The organism is Streptococcus oralis, assembly GCF_026782345.1.
Taxonomy (GTDB): domain Bacteria; phylum Bacillota; class Bacilli; order Lactobacillales; family Streptococcaceae; genus Streptococcus; species Streptococcus oralis_CK.
Genome location: NZ_JAKUWI010000001.1, coordinates 370,250 through 384,397 on the forward strand (window position 1 = coordinate 370,250; position 14,148 = coordinate 384,397).

The 14,148-nt window shown below is 41.2% G+C and carries 14 protein-coding genes; 12 read left to right on the forward strand and 2 right to left on the reverse strand.

What is annotated here, in order from left to right:
- Positions 1–51 precede the first annotated feature (51 nt).
- From rpsA to MK405_RS01885, 10 genes are all read left to right on the forward strand, one after another.
- Positions 52–1,254: a 30S ribosomal protein S1 gene (gene rpsA, locus MK405_RS01840; RefSeq protein WP_001001620.1), complete on the forward strand. Its 1,203-nt coding sequence runs from the start codon at positions 52–54 to the stop codon at positions 1,252–1,254.
- A gap of 82 nt (positions 1,255–1,336) precedes the next feature.
- Positions 1,337–1,834 (forward strand): GAF domain-containing protein, encoded by a 498-nt coding sequence (locus MK405_RS01845; protein WP_268704148.1) that lies wholly within the window; start codon positions 1,337–1,339, stop codon positions 1,832–1,834.
- Positions 1,834–3,492 carry a DNA polymerase III subunit gamma/tau gene (dnaX, locus tag MK405_RS01850; RefSeq protein ID WP_268704149.1) on the forward strand — a complete coding sequence of 553 codons (1,659 nt, stop codon included), beginning with the start codon at positions 1,834–1,836 and terminating at the stop codon, positions 3,490–3,492. Before MK405_RS01845 ends, dnaX begins: the two co-directional genes overlap by 1 nt.
- A gap of 27 nt (positions 3,493–3,519) precedes the next feature.
- A complete protein-coding gene (locus MK405_RS01855) occupies positions 3,520–3,714 on the forward strand; it encodes a DUF3272 family protein (protein ID WP_001081611.1) in 195 nt (64 codons plus the stop codon).
- Between the two features lie 152 nt (positions 3,715–3,866).
- Entirely contained in the window at positions 3,867–4,637 is a 771-nt protein-coding gene (sufC, locus tag MK405_RS01860; protein ID WP_033606356.1) for a Fe-S cluster assembly ATPase SufC, read from the forward strand.
- A gap of 27 nt (positions 4,638–4,664) precedes the next feature.
- Positions 4,665–5,927: a Fe-S cluster assembly protein SufD gene (sufD, locus tag MK405_RS01865; RefSeq protein ID WP_084873249.1), complete on the forward strand. Its 1,263-nt coding sequence runs from the start codon at positions 4,665–4,667 to the stop codon at positions 5,925–5,927.
- A gap of 10 nt (positions 5,928–5,937) precedes the next feature.
- On the forward strand, positions 5,938–7,164 hold the full coding sequence (locus MK405_RS01870; RefSeq protein WP_268704150.1) for a cysteine desulfurase: 1,227 nt from the start codon (positions 5,938–5,940) through the stop codon (positions 7,162–7,164).
- Positions 7,151–7,588, forward strand: coding sequence for a Fe-S cluster assembly sulfur transfer protein SufU (sufU, locus tag MK405_RS01875; protein WP_268704151.1), 438 nt, complete (start codon positions 7,151–7,153; stop codon positions 7,586–7,588). The genes MK405_RS01870 and sufU overlap by 14 nt, the downstream gene beginning before the upstream one ends.
- A 56-nt stretch (positions 7,589–7,644) precedes the next feature.
- Entirely contained in the window at positions 7,645–9,057 is a 1,413-nt protein-coding gene (gene sufB / locus MK405_RS01880; RefSeq protein ID WP_268704152.1) for a Fe-S cluster assembly protein SufB, read from the forward strand.
- A 124-nt stretch (positions 9,058–9,181) separates the two neighbouring features.
- On the forward strand, positions 9,182–10,579 hold the full coding sequence (locus MK405_RS01885; RefSeq protein WP_268704153.1) for an APC family permease: 1,398 nt from the start codon (positions 9,182–9,184) through the stop codon (positions 10,577–10,579).
- Positions 10,580–10,600: 21 nt separating this feature from the next.
- On the opposite strand, the gene MK405_RS01890 is transcribed toward MK405_RS01885, so the two are convergent.
- On the reverse strand, positions 10,601–11,449 hold the full coding sequence (locus MK405_RS01890; RefSeq protein ID WP_000619963.1) for a YitT family protein: 849 nt from the start codon (positions 11,447–11,449) through the stop codon (positions 10,601–10,603).
- Positions 11,450–11,592: 143 nt separating this feature from the next.
- On the opposite strand from MK405_RS01890, the gene MK405_RS01895 reads away from it, so the two are divergent.
- Positions 11,593–12,429, forward strand: coding sequence for a DegV family protein (locus MK405_RS01895; protein WP_033584840.1), 837 nt, complete (start codon positions 11,593–11,595; stop codon positions 12,427–12,429).
- 106 nt (positions 12,430–12,535) lie between these two features.
- Complete coding sequence (locus MK405_RS01900) at positions 12,536–12,811, forward strand: HU family DNA-binding protein (RefSeq protein WP_001284635.1); 276 nt, start codon at positions 12,536–12,538, stop codon at positions 12,809–12,811.
- 278 nt (positions 12,812–13,089) lie between these two features.
- Here MK405_RS01900 and MK405_RS01905 read toward each other — a convergent pair whose 3' ends face one another.
- Complete coding sequence (locus MK405_RS01905; RefSeq protein ID WP_000204722.1) at positions 13,090–14,076, reverse strand: L-lactate dehydrogenase; 987 nt, start codon at positions 14,074–14,076, stop codon at positions 13,090–13,092.
- Between the last annotated feature and the right edge of the window lie 72 nt (positions 14,077–14,148).

The window sequence follows — 14,148 nt, forward strand, 5'->3', positions numbered from 1 at the left end:
ATTATAAGTATGTCAAGTTTGGAAAGACTTGATTGTTGGAGGATTTTTTAGATGAACGAATTTGAAGATTTGCTAAATAGCGTTAGCCAAGTTGAGCCTGGTGATGTTGTTAGTGCTGAAGTATTGACAGTTGATGCGACTCAAGCTAACGTTGCAATCTCTGGGACTGGTGTTGAAGGTGTCTTGACTCTTCGCGAATTGACAAACGATCGCGATGCAGATATCAATGACTTTGTGAAAGTAGGAGAAGTATTGGATGTTCTTGTACTTCGTCAAGTAGTTGGTAAAGATACTGATACAGTTACATACCTTGTATCTAAAAAACGCCTTGAAGCTCGCAAAGCATGGGACAAACTTGTAGGACGCGAAGAAGAAGTTGTTACTGTTAAAGGAACTCGTGCTGTTAAAGGTGGACTTTCAGTAGAATTTGAAGGTGTTCGTGGATTTATCCCAGCTTCAATGTTGGATACTCGTTTCGTACGTAACACTGAGCGTTTCGTAGGTCAAGAATTTGATGCTAAAATCAAAGAAGTTGACCCTAAAGAAAATCGCTTCATCCTTTCACGTCGTGAAGTTGTTGAAGCAGCTACTGCAGCAGCTCGTGCTGAAGTATTCAGTAAATTAGCTGTTGGTGATGTCGTAACTGGTAAAGTTGCTCGTATCACTAGCTTTGGTGCTTTCATCGACCTTGGTGGTGTTGACGGATTGGTTCACTTGACTGAATTGTCACACGAACGTAACGTATCACCTAAATCAGTTGTAACTGTTGGTGAAGAAATCGAAGTTAAAGTCCTTGATCTTAATGAAGAAGAAGGACGCGTATCCCTTTCACTTAAAGCAACAACACCTGGACCATGGGATGGCGTTGAGCAAAAATTGGCTAAAGGTGATGTAGTAGAAGGAACAGTTAAACGTTTGACTGACTTCGGTGCATTTGTTGAAGTTTTGCCAGGTATCGATGGACTTGTTCACGTATCACAAATTTCACACAAACGTATCGAAAATCCAAAAGAAGCTCTTACTGTTGGTCAAGAAGTTACTGTTAAAGTACTTGATGTTAACGCTGACGCAGAACGCGTATCACTTTCTATCAAAGCTCTTGAAGAACGTCCAGCTCAAGAAGAAGGACAAAAAGAAGAAAAACGTGCTGCTCGTCCACGTCGTCCAAAACGTCAAGAAAAACGTGATTTCGAACTTCCAGAAACACAAACAGGATTCTCAATGGCTGACTTGTTCGGTGATATCGAACTTTAATCAAATTGATAATCACAAAATCCTTTGTTTAAAACAAGGGATTTTTCTTTTGTCTCTTTCTCATTTTTGATATAATAGTTTTATGTTAGATTCAGAAAAAAAATCACGTTATCAATTGTTAAACGAGGAACTCTCCTACTTACTTGAAGGTGAGAGCAATGTTCTTGCCAATCTTTCGAATGCTAGCGCCCTCCTAAAATCTCGCTTTCCAAATACTGTATTTGCAGGTTTTTATCTATTTGATGGTAGTGAGTTGATTTTAGGTCCTTTTCAGGGTGGTGTTTCTTGTATTCGCATTTCGCTTGGGAAAGGCGTATGTGGAGAAGCTGCCGAGTTTCAAGAGACTGTTTTAGTAGGGGATGTGAGCACCTATCCAAACTACATCTCTTGCGATAGTAAGGCCAAGAGTGAAATCGTAGTTCCCATGCTTAAGAATGGTCGATTACTGGGTGTCTTAGACCTGGATTCTTCACTTATTGATGATTATAATGCCGTTGACCGTGATTACTTGGAACAATTTGTCGCTATTTTGCTTGAGAAGACAGAATGGGACTTTACGATGTTTGAGGAGAAAGCCTAATGTATCAAGCACTTTATCGAAAATATAGAAGCCAAACTTTTTCACAATTGGTCGGACAAGAGGTGGTGGCTAAAACCCTAAAACAAGCAGTCGAGCAGGAAAAGATTAGTCATGCATATCTTTTCTCAGGTCCTCGTGGAACAGGGAAGACCAGTGTAGCCAAGATTTTTGCCAAGGCTATGAACTGTCCAAATCAAGTGGATGGAGAACCATGTAATCACTGCTATATCTGTCAGGCAGTGACAGAAGGTAGCCTAGAAGATGTTATTGAAATGGATGCGGCTTCAAATAATGGAGTTGATGAAATCCGTGAAATTCGTGACAAATCTACCTATGCACCTAGCTTGGCACGTTATAAGGTCTATATCATAGACGAGGTTCATATGCTGTCTACGGGAGCCTTTAATGCGCTTTTGAAGACTCTTGAGGAGCCAACTCAAAATGTTGTCTTTATCTTGGCGACCACTGAATTGCATAAGATTCCTGCAACCATTTTATCGCGTGTTCAACGTTTTGAGTTCAAATCGATTAAAACTCAAGATATCAAGGAGCATATTTATCATATTCTAGAAAAAGAAAATATCAGTTCTGAACCGGAGGCTGTGGAAATCATTGCCAGACGAGCTGAAGGTGGAATGCGGGATGCCTTGTCCATTCTGGATCAAGCTTTGAGTTTAACACAGGGAAATGAGCTCACGACTGCTATCTCTGAGGAGATTACAGGCACCATTAGTTTATCAGCACTAGATGACTATGTAGCTGCCTTGTCTCAGCAGGATGTTCCAAAAGCGCTTGATTCTCTGAATCTTTTATTTGAAAATGGTAAGAGTATGACTCGTTTTGTGACGGATCTTTTACAGTATTTGCGTGATTTACTGGTCGTCCATACGGGTGGTGAAAATACTCATCATAGTCCAGTTTTTATGGACAATCTAGCTTTATCACAGGAAAGCCTCTTTGAAATGATTCGAATGGCGACTGTGAGCTTGGCAGATATGAAAGCAAGCCTGCAACCTAAGATTTATGCTGAGATGATGACCATTCGTTTAGCTGAGATTAAGCCTGAATCTGCTCTTTCAGGAGCTGTAGAAAGTGAAATTTCTGCACTGAGACAGGAAGTCGCTCGTCTTAAACAAGAACTTGCCAATGTTGGAACTGCTCCTAAACAAGTGGCGCCAGTCCCTAGCCGTCCAGCCACTTCCAAGACAGTCTATCGAGTAGACCGTAATAAGGTTCAGGCTATCCTACAAGAAGCTGTTGAACATCCTGATTTGGCACGGCAAAACTTGATTCGCCTCCAGAATGCATGGGGAGAGGTAATCGAAAGCTTAGCTGGTCCTGATAAGGCTCTGCTTGTTGGTTCTCAGCCAGTTGCGGCCAACGAACACCATGCGATTTTAGCCTTTGAGTCTAATTTCAATGCTGGGCAAACCATGAAACGGGATAACCTCAATACCATGTTTGGCAATATTCTCAGTCAGGCGGCTGGATTTTCACCTGAAATCCTGGCAATTTCCCTAGAGGAATGGAAAGAGGTTCGTGCAGCATTTTCAGCTAAAAACAAGTCTTCTCAATCAGATCAAGAGGTAGAAGAAGAAAGCCTGATTCCAGAGGGCTTTGAATTTCTGGCTGATAAAGTGAAGGTAGAGGAAGACTAAAGAAAGATTTCATGATACAATAAGTTTATGAATAGACAACAATTTATTATGATAGCGTTATTTACGGCTGCTGAGACTTATTTTTTCAATGAAGCCTGGATGACCGGGCGTTATTTCATGGCAGCCTTTTGGGCGATTCTACTCTTTCGAAATTTTAGGTTAAGTTACGTGATGGGGAAAATTGTAGACACCATTGATCAGCACCTAAACCGCAAGGACTAGCTCCAAGCTTCTAGACAAAATCAAAGCCTTTTAGGCTTTTTTTTGTTATACTAGTAGAGTATATTTATGGACCTTTTCTTGTATTTTTTAGAGAAATGTAAGTGATTTCTCAAAGGATAAAGGAAATAAGCCTGAAAAAGAAAGGAATTATCATGTCAGTATTAGAGATCAAAGATCTTCACGTTGAGATTGAAGGAAAAGAAATTTTGAAAGGAGTCAATCTGACTCTGAAAACAGGAGAAATCGCTGCTATCATGGGACCAAATGGTACTGGTAAATCGACTCTTTCTGCCGCTATCATGGGAAATCCAAACTATGAAGTTACCAAAGGTGAGGTCTTGTTTGATGGCGTAAACATCCTTGAGTTGGAAGTGGACGAACGCGCGCGTATGGGACTTTTCCTTGCTATGCAATACCCATCAGAAATTCCTGGAATTACTAACGCTGAGTTTCTTCGTGCAGCTATGAATGCTGGTAAAGAAGATGATGAAAAGATTTCAATTCGTGAGTTCATCACTAAACTAGACGAGAAAATGGAATTGCTCAACATGAAAGAAGAAATGGCAGAGCGTTACCTCAACGAAGGTTTCTCTGGTGGTGAGAAAAAACGTAATGAAATTCTTCAACTCTTGATGTTGGAACCAACTTTTGCCCTTTTGGATGAGATTGACTCAGGTCTAGATATTGACGCCCTTAAAGTTGTATCTAAAGGTGTGAATGCCATGCGTGGTGAAGGCTTTGGTGCTATGATCATCACTCACTACCAACGTCTCTTGAACTACATCACACCAGACGTGGTCCACGTGATGATGGAAGGTCGTGTTGTCCTTTCTGGTGGTCCAGAATTGGCAGCCCGTTTGGAACGTGAAGGATACGCAAAACTAGCTGAAGAACTTGGCTACGACTACAAGGAAGAATTGTAATTCCCTCGTATCTTTTAGGAGAAGTAAATGACTAAAGAAACTATTAAACTTTTTTCAGAAATGCATGCTGAACCAAGCTGGTTGTCAGACCTCCGTCAAAAAGCTTTTGATAAGATTGAGAGTTTGGAATTACCAGTTATTGAGCGTGTCAAATTTCACCGTTGGAATCTGGGAGATGGAACCATCACGGAAAGTGAACCTTCAGCAAATGTTCCTGACTTCACTGCTTTAGATAATCACTTGAAGTTGGTGCAAGTAGGAACGCAAACTGTTTTTGAACAAACTCCAGTTGAGTTAGCTGAACAAGGTGTTGTCTTTACAGACTTTCACTCAGCTTTAGAAGAAATTCCAGAGCTTATTGAGGAATTCTTCATGTCATCAGTTAAGTATGACGATGACAAGTTGGCAGCCTACCATACAGCTTACTTTAATAGTGGTGCTGTTCTCTACATCCCTGATAATGTTGAGATTAAAGAGCCAATCGAAGGTATTTTCTACCAAGACAGCGATAGCGATGTGCCGTTTAACAAGCATATCCTTATCATTGCTGGTAAAAACTCTAAAATAAGCTATCTTGAACGTCTAGAGTCAAGAGGTGGAGGTAGTGCCAAAGCAACTGCCAATATCACAGTTGAAGTGATTGCTCGTTCTGGTGCGCAAGTGAAATTTGCTGCTATTGACCGTCTAGGTGAAAATGTCACTGCTTACATTAGCCGTCGTGGTAAACTAGGCAACGATGCCAGCATTGACTGGGCCATTGGTGTCATGAACGAAGGAAATGTTGTTGCGGACTTTGATAGCGACTTGATTGGGAATGGTAGCCATGCTGACCTTAAAGCCGTAGCTCTTTCAAGTGGCCGTCAAGTACAAGGGATTGATACGCGAGTGACTAACTATGGTTGCAACTCAATCGGAAATATCCTTCAACATGGGGTTATCCTTGAAAAAGCTACCTTGACCTTCAATGGTATTGGCCACATTATCAAGGGTGCCAAGGGAGCAGATGCGCAGCAAGAGAGTCGTGTTCTTATGCTTTCAGACCAAGCACGTTCGGATGCCAACCCAATTCTTTTGATTGATGAAAATGACGTAACTGCAGGTCACGCGGCTTCTATCGGTCAGGTGGATCCAGAAGATATGTACTACCTCATGAGCCGTGGCTTGGATAAGGCGACTGCAGAACGCTTGGTTGTTCGTGGTTTCCTTGGATCTGTTATCGTTGAGATTCCAGTCAAGGAAGTTCGTGATGAAATGATTGCAACCATCGAAGAAAAATTGTCAAAACGCTAAGGGGAAGCCTATGTTAGATGTAGAAGCGATTCGCAAGGATTTTCCAATTTTAGACCAGATTGTCAACGATGAACCTCTGGTCTATCTGGACAATGCTGCGACGACACAAAAACCACTAGCAGTTCTGGAAACAATCAACCGCTACTATAAGCAGGACAATGCCAATGTTCACCGTGGGGTTCATACCTTGGCTGAAAGGGCGACAGCTTCCTATGAGGCGGCTCGTGAAACCATTCGTAAGTTTATCAATGCAGACTCTACAAAGGAAGTACTCTTTACTAGAGGAACGACAACCAGTCTTAACTGGGTAGCGCGTTATGCTGAGGAAATCCTGACTGAGGGAGATCAGGTCTTGATTTCTATCATGGAACACCATTCCAATATCATTCCTTGGCAGGAAGCCTGCCGTAAGACTGGAGCAGAGCTTGTCTATGTCTATCTCAAGGATGGAGCTCTGGATATGGATGACTTGCGCGCTAAATTGACTGATAAAGTCAAGTTTGTCTCCCTAGCTCACGCCTCAAATGTTCTTGGTGTGGTCAATCCTATCAAAGAAATCACGCAATTAGCCCACCATGTTGGAGCCATCATGGTGGTGGATGGTGCTCAATCTACGCCTCATATGAAGATTGATGTTCAGGACTTGGATGTGGACTTCTTTGCCTTTTCAGGTCACAAGATGGCTGGTCCAACTGGTATTGGTGTCCTTTATGGTAAAGAAAAGTATTTGGAACAAATGTCACCAGTTGAATTTGGTGGCGAGATGATTGATTTCGTCTATGAGCAATCTGCTAGTTGGAAGGAATTGCCTTGGAAATTCGAGGCTGGAACTCCTAATATGGCAGGTGCAATCGGACTTGCTGCTGCAGTGGATTATCTAGAAAAAATTGGCATGGATGCCATTGAAGCCCATGAACAGGAATTGATTGCATACGTCTATCCAAAACTGCAGGCAATTGAAGGACTGAATATCTATGGTTCACAAGATTTGGCGCAACGCTCGGGTGTTATTGCCTTTAACCTAGGCGATCTTCATCCTCACGACCTTGCGACGGCTCTGGATTATGAAGGAGTAGCTGTTCGTGCGGGTCACCACTGCGCCCAACCCTTGCTCCAGTATTTGGATGTCCCAGCAACAGCTCGCGCAAGTTTTTATATCTACAACACTAAGGCAGATTGCGACAAACTAGTCGATGCCTTACAAAAGACAAAGGAGTTTTTCAATGGCACTTTCTAAACTAGATAGCCTTTATATGGCAGTGGTAGCAGATCATTCGAAAAATCCCCATCACCAAGGGAAGTTGGATGATGCTGAGCAAATCAGCCTCAACAATCCAACCTGTGGGGATGTTATTAATCTCTCTGTTAAGTTTGACGCAGAGGACCGTTTGGAAGATATTGCTTTTCTAAATTCAGGATGCACGATTTCAACTGCTTCTGCTAGTATGATGACAGATGCTGTTTTAGGGAAGACCAAGCAAGAAATTTTAGAACTTGCAACTATTTTTTCTGAAATGGTTCAAGGGCAAAAAGATGAACGCCAAGACCAACTAGGCGATGCGGCCTTCTTATCAGGTGTTGCCAAATTCCCTCAAAGAATAAAGTGTGCAACCCTAGCTTGGAACGCCCTTAAGAAGACAATTGAAAATCAAGATAACTGATAAGACAAGTTTCCTTTGTCTTATAAAACATTAGAAATGAAGAAAGAAAGGATATTATGGCTGAAGAAAGAGTAGAACCAAAACCAATTGACCTTGGTGAATATAAATTTGGTTTCCATGATGATGTAGAGCCTGTCCTATCGACAGGAAAAGGACTCAACGAAGGTGTTATTCGTGAATTATCTGCTGCCAAGGGTGAGCCTGAGTGGATGTTGGAGTTCCGTTTGAAGTCTTATGAAACCTTCAAGAAAATGCCTATGCAAACTTGGGGAGCAGACTTGTCAGAGATTGACTTTGATGATTTGATCTACTACCAAAAACCATCTGACAAACCGGCTCGTTCATGGGATGATGTACCTGAAAAGATTAAAGAAACTTTTGAACGCATCGGAATTCCGGAAGCTGAACGTGCCTATCTAGCAGGAGCCTCTGCCCAGTACGAGTCAGAAGTGGTATACCACAACATGAAGGAAGAGTTTGAGAAGTTAGGAATTATCTTTACAGATACAGATTCTGCCCTCAAGGAATACCCAGACTTGTTTAAACAATACTTTGCCAAGTTGGTTCCGCCAACAGATAACAAGTTGGCCGCCCTCAACTCAGCAGTATGGTCTGGTGGAACCTTTATCTACGTACCAAAAGGGGTCAAGGTAGATATCCCACTCCAAACTTACTTTCGTATCAACAACGAGAATACAGGTCAGTTTGAGCGTACCTTGATTATCGTTGATGAGGGAGCAAGTGTCCACTACGTAGAAGGCTGTACAGCACCGACTTATTCAAGTAACAGCTTGCACGCTGCCATCGTAGAAATCTTCGCTTTGGATGGAGCTTACATGCGTTATACGACCATCCAAAACTGGTCTGATAACGTCTACAACTTGGTAACCAAACGTGCTAAAGCTTTGAAAAATGCGACTGTTGAGTGGATCGATGGAAACTTGGGTGCTAAGACGACCATGAAATACCCATCTGTTTATCTTGATGGAGAAGGAGCGCGTGGTACCATGCTCTCTATCGCCTTTGCCAATGCAGGGCAACACCAAGACACAGGTGCTAAGATGATCCACAATGCTCCACATACCAGCTCGTCTATTGTGTCTAAATCCATCGCTAAAGGCGGAGGAAAGGTGGACTACCGTGGACAAGTAACCTTTAATAAGAACTCTAAGAAATCTGTCTCTCACATCGAGTGTGACACCATTATCATGGATGACTTGTCAGCATCAGATACTATTCCATTTAATGAAATTCATAACTCGCAAGTCGCATTGGAACACGAAGCCAAGGTTTCTAAGATTTCAGAAGAACAATTGTATTATCTCATGAGCCGTGGATTGTCAGAATCTGAGGCAACCGAGATGATTGTCATGGGATTTGTGGAACCCTTCACAAAAGAACTTCCAATGGAATACGCAGTTGAGCTCAACCGCTTGATCAGCTATGAAATGGAAGGTTCAGTCGGGTAAGAATATGCAAAATCTGAACAGGAAGAGTTCCTGTTCAGATTTTTTTCAAAAAGGACCTAATAAATATTCACAAAAATGCTTTTATATGGTAAAATAAAACAACTATATTTAGTGGAGATGAAGTATGAATATTTTTAGAACCAAGGATGTTAGTCTGAGACAGACAGAGATGCGTCGCCATTTGAAATTGTGGGATTTGATTCTATTGGGAATTGGTGCCATGGTGGGGACAGGGATTTTCACCATTACAGGTACGGCGGCAGCAACACTTGCTGGTCCATCACTAGTGGTTTCTATCGTGATTTCTGCCCTGTGTGTTTCTCTATCAGCTCTCTTTTTTGCAGAATTTGCCTCTCGTGTACCCGCAACTGGGGGTGCTTATAGTTATCTCTATGCGATTTTGGGAGAATTGCCAGCCTGGATTGCTGGCTGGTTGACCATCATGGAATTCATGACGGCTGTTTCAGGTGTGGCGTCTGGCTGGGCAGCTTACTTTAAGGGATTGCTCAGTGATTATGGTATCTCCATGCCCCAAGCCTTGAATGGTACCTTTAATCCTGAACAGGGGACCTATATCGATTTTCTGCCTATTTTAGTGCTGACCTTGGTAACAGGATTGGTTTTATTAAATTCTAAGGCAGCCTTGCGCTTTAATTCGCTTCTAGTAATCTTGAAATTTTCTGCTCTAGCCTTATTTATCCTAGTTGGTATTTGGTACATCAAACCTGAAAATTGGTCGAATTTTGCTCCTTTTGGCTTTGGCCAGATTTATGGAGGAAGCACTGGGATTATGGCAGGTGCATCTTTGATGTTCTTTGGATTTCTCGGATTTGAGTCTATTTCCATGGCAGTTGATGAAATTCAAAGCCCGCAAAAAAATATTCCTCGCGGAATTGTCCTTTCTCTGACAATCGTCACTATTCTCTATGCTTTGGTGACCTTAGTATTGACAGGGATTGTTCACTATAGTAAGCTCAATGTGGACGATGCAGTAGCATTTTCATTACGGAGTATTGGTATCGGTTGGGCAGCCAACTATGTTTCGCTTGTAGCCATTCTCACCCTGATAACGGTATGTATTTCCATGACTTATGCTTTGTCTCGAATGATTTATAGCTTAGCACGTGATGGACTTTTACCTCAAAGTTTTAAACGATTAAGCAAGACTAGTCGCGTTCCTAAAAATGCAACCATCTTAACAGGAGTTGTTTCAGCCCTTGCTGCCGGAGTGTTTCCTCTAGCCAGTATTGCAGCCTTCTTAAATATCTGTACCTTAGCTTATCTCATTTTACTAGCCTACGGAATAATAAAACTCAGAAAAGATAAGGGTATGCCCAAAAAAGGAGAGTTTAAAACTCCTTTGGTACCACTTTTGCCAATCCTTTCCATCCTTATCTGTGTTTCCTTTATGCTTCAATATAGTCTAGATACCTGGATTGCCTTTGGCATTGCTCTTGTAGTTGGTCTAGTCATTTACTTTACTTATGGGTTCCGCCATTCAACTCTCGCAGAAGAAAAATAAAAGCTGGGAAATCCCAGCTTTTTAATCTTTCACATAAGTAAAGCCTTCACCCAGAATTTCATGGGCCTCTGTGATGGTGATAAAGGCTTGAGGATCGACTTGGTGAATCATATCCTTCATTTTGACGATTTCGTTCCGACCGACGATACAGTAAATAATTTTTAAATCTTTCTTACTGTAATAACCTTGACCAGATATAAAGGTTACACCACGTCCAAGCTCCTCATTAATCTTATCAGCCAGTTGGTCAGGATATTGAGTAATAATCATAAATCCTTTACCAGCGTATCCCCCTTCGCCAATCAGGTCAATAACGCGAGCGATGATGAAGTCAAACAAGAGAGTATAGGTCACAAGACGGAGATCTTGGAAAATAAGCAGAATTAACATTAAAATGAAAAAGTCAATTCCAAAAAGCAATTTCCCAATCGAAAGATTGGTGTACTTGTTGAGGATACGGGCAACGATATCAGAACCACCAGTGGTTCCACCAGCATTAAAGATAATTCCTAAACCAACTCCCAGTAAAACCCCTGAGACTAAAGCAACGATGATGAGGTCACCTTGTAAATCAAACTGCAAGGGGATACGCTCAAAGATTGCGAGCCAAATAGAGAGAGAAATAGAACCCAGAAGGCTGGAGTAGAGGGTCTTGGAACCAAATATCTTCCAAGCCAAAATAAATAAAGGAATATTGATTAAGAGATTCATCAATGAGACAGGGATTTTAAAAAGATAGTAGGTAATCAAGGTGATACCTGTCGCCCCTCCCTCAAATAGATGATAAGGAACGACAAAGTAGGTGAGACCAAAGGCATAGATAGCTGCTCCAAATATAATCGTAATAATCGGTTGAACTTTTCGAATCATAGCTGTTCCTCGCTTTTCTATAGATAGATTATACCAAAAATTCAGTTTTTTTAATTGGATTACTTATGATTTTTTATCATTTTTTTGATATAATAAGAGTGAAAAATCCCAATCCTATTGAGAAGAATAGAAAGATTGAACTTATGACACAAGTAAAAATTGTAACGGACTCTTCTGTTACTATCGAACCAGAAGTAGTTAAAGAATTAAATATCACTATTGTCCCCTTATCAGTTATGATTGATGGCGTACTCTACTCAGATGCTGATCTAAAAGAGGGGGAATTCCTTCATCTCATGCAACAAAGCAAGAATCTCCCTAAAACGAGTCAACCTCCAGTAGGAGTGTTTGCTGAAGTCTTTGAAGAGCTGGGAAAAGATGGCAGTCAGGTTGTTGCTATTCATATGTCTCATGCCTTGTCTGGAACGGTTGAAGCTGCTCGCCAAGGCGCGAGTCTCTCAAGTTCTGATGTGACTGTTATTGATAGTTCCTTTACAGATCAGGCTATGAAGTTTCAAGTTGTTGAAGCTGCAAAACTTGCTAAAGAGGGTAAAGATTTAGAAACTATTCTAGCACATATAGAAGAAGTGAAGAATCACACAGAGCTTTATATCGGTGTTTCGACTCTAGAAAACCTAGTGAAAGGTGGGCGTATTGGACGTGTGACGGGACTATTAAGCTCACTATTAAATATTCGTGTAGTGATGCAGATGAAAAACCACGAACTTCAACCAATCGTCAAAGGACGTGGAGCGAAAACTTTCAAAAAGTGGCTTGAGGAATTAACCAATACTCTTTCCCAAAAATCAGTTGCAGAAATTGGAATTTCCTATGCTGGAACGAATGAATGGGCAAATGAGATGAAGAGTTTATTGCAAGCCTATGTTGAGAAACCAATCTCTGTACTGGAAACTGGCTCTATTATTCAAACTCATACTGGAGAGAATGCTTGGGCAATTCTAATCCGCTATAATTCCTAAAAAAATAGAGAAAAATGTTTGAAATGGCGCTTTTGACTTGACCTATGGGCAATTTTAGGATATGATTATATTTGTTAATCAGAAATTATTTGGAGGATTTGTTAACATGGCAAACAAACAAGATTTGATCGCTAAAGTAGCAGAAGCTACAGAATTGACTAAGAAAGATTCAGCAGCAGCAGTTGACGCTGTATTTGCAGCAGTAACTGAATACCTTGCAGCTGGTGAAAAAGTTCAATTGATCGGTTTCGGTAACTTTGAAGTTCGTGAGCGTGCTGCACGTAAAGGTCGCAACCCACAAACTGGTAAAGAAATCGAAATCGCAGCTTCTAAAGTTCCAGCATTCAAAGCTGGTAAAGCTCTTAAAGACGCTGTTAAATAATGAATTTTCAAAAAGCCTATTGTATCAAGCTTTCTAGCTTGGTCAATAGGCTTTTTTTGTGTATAGGGGGCAAAAAGGGGCCAAAGACGAATATTCCTTCATGATATCTACCACTGTTGATTTCATTTCTTTAGTTATATATGTATAAATTTAGGTGTTTTTCAACTGAGTCTTTGATATGATATATAACTTCTGAGATAAGTAGTCTTTTGAAAAATAGGTTTTAAGCCTTTACAGTAAAAGAAAAAAGGTTCCCATGTTTGGGAACCTTCTTTTCATTAGTTTTTAGAAGCTGCTTGGAATTCAGGGTTTTTCCATGCTTCATCAATGATAGCTTGCAATTCTTTGGCAGATGCTTGCATTTTTTGAGTTTCAGCGTCGTTCAATGGGATATTTACTGGACGAACAATACCGTGTGCACCAACAACAGCTGGTTGACCGATAAAGACGTTTTTAACACCGTATTGACCTTCTTGGAAGACTGAAAGTGGAAGTACTGCATTTTCGTCATCAAGGATTGCTTTTGTGATACGAGCAAGTGCTACTGCGATACCGTAGTATGTAGCTCCTTTTTTGTTAATGATTGTGTAAGCAGCGTCACGAACACCTTCGAACAATTCAATCAATTCAGCTTCTTGAACGTTTTGAGTATCTTTAAGGAATTCTTCAAGGTTTACACCAGCGATGTTAGCGTGTGACCAAACCGCAAACTCAGAATCTCCGTGTTCGCCCATGATGTAGGCGTGAACGGAACGAGCATCGACATCCAATTTTTCAGCAAGTGCTTGACGGAAACGTGCTGAGTCAAGTGAAGTACCTGAACCGATAACACGTTCTTTAGGGAATCCAGAGAATTTCCAAGTTGAGTAAGTCAAAACGTCAACTGGGTTAGCTGCAACAAGGAAGATACCATCGAAACCTGATTCAACAACTTGTGTTACGATTGATTTGTTGATAGCCAAGTTTTTACCTACAAGGTCAAGACGAGTTTCACCTGGTTTTTGAGGAGCACCTGCAGTGATAACAACAAGGTCAGCGTCTGCACAGTCAGAGTATTGAGCAGCATAGATTTTTTTAGGTGAAGTGAAGGCAAGGGCGTGGCTAAGGTCAAGCGCATCACCAACAGCTTTTTCGTGCAATTGTGGAATTTCGATAATTCCAAGCTCTTGTGCAATTCCTTGGTTAACAAGTGCGAAAGCGTAAGATGAACCTACGGCACCGTCACCAACAAGGATCACTTTTTTGTGTTGTTTAGTTGAAGTCATTATCTAAACATCTCCTTCATTTTTTTTTAGGGGAATCCCCAGACACTTTCATTCTATCACTTTTAAAAAGCT

Excerpts from the sequence above, each read along its gene's own strand:
- rpsA (WP_001001620.1), top strand. The coding sequence starts at position 52 with ATGAACGAATTTGAAGATTTGCTAAATAGCGTTAGCCAAGTTGAGCCT.
- MK405_RS01845 (WP_268704148.1), top strand. The coding sequence starts at position 1,337 with ATGTTAGATTCAGAAAAAAAATCACGTTATCAATTGTTAAACGAGGAA.
- dnaX (WP_268704149.1), top strand. The coding sequence starts at position 1,834 with ATGTATCAAGCACTTTATCGAAAATATAGAAGCCAAACTTTTTCACAA.
- MK405_RS01855 (WP_001081611.1), top strand. The coding sequence starts at position 3,520 with ATGAATAGACAACAATTTATTATGATAGCGTTATTTACGGCTGCTGAG.
- sufC (WP_033606356.1), top strand. The coding sequence starts at position 3,867 with ATGTCAGTATTAGAGATCAAAGATCTTCACGTTGAGATTGAAGGAAAA.
- sufD (WP_084873249.1), top strand. The coding sequence starts at position 4,665 with ATGACTAAAGAAACTATTAAACTTTTTTCAGAAATGCATGCTGAACCA.
- MK405_RS01870 (WP_268704150.1), top strand. The coding sequence starts at position 5,938 with ATGTTAGATGTAGAAGCGATTCGCAAGGATTTTCCAATTTTAGACCAG.
- sufU (WP_268704151.1), top strand. The coding sequence starts at position 7,151 with ATGGCACTTTCTAAACTAGATAGCCTTTATATGGCAGTGGTAGCAGAT.
- sufB (WP_268704152.1), top strand. The coding sequence starts at position 7,645 with ATGGCTGAAGAAAGAGTAGAACCAAAACCAATTGACCTTGGTGAATAT.
- MK405_RS01885 (WP_268704153.1), top strand. The coding sequence starts at position 9,182 with ATGAATATTTTTAGAACCAAGGATGTTAGTCTGAGACAGACAGAGATG.
- MK405_RS01890 (WP_000619963.1), bottom strand. The coding sequence starts at position 11,449 with ATGATTCGAAAAGTTCAACCGATTATTACGATTATATTTGGAGCAGCT.
- MK405_RS01895 (WP_033584840.1), top strand. The coding sequence starts at position 11,593 with ATGACACAAGTAAAAATTGTAACGGACTCTTCTGTTACTATCGAACCA.
- MK405_RS01900 (WP_001284635.1), top strand. The coding sequence starts at position 12,536 with ATGGCAAACAAACAAGATTTGATCGCTAAAGTAGCAGAAGCTACAGAA.
- MK405_RS01905 (WP_000204722.1), bottom strand. The coding sequence starts at position 14,076 with ATGACTTCAACTAAACAACACAAAAAAGTGATCCTTGTTGGTGACGGT.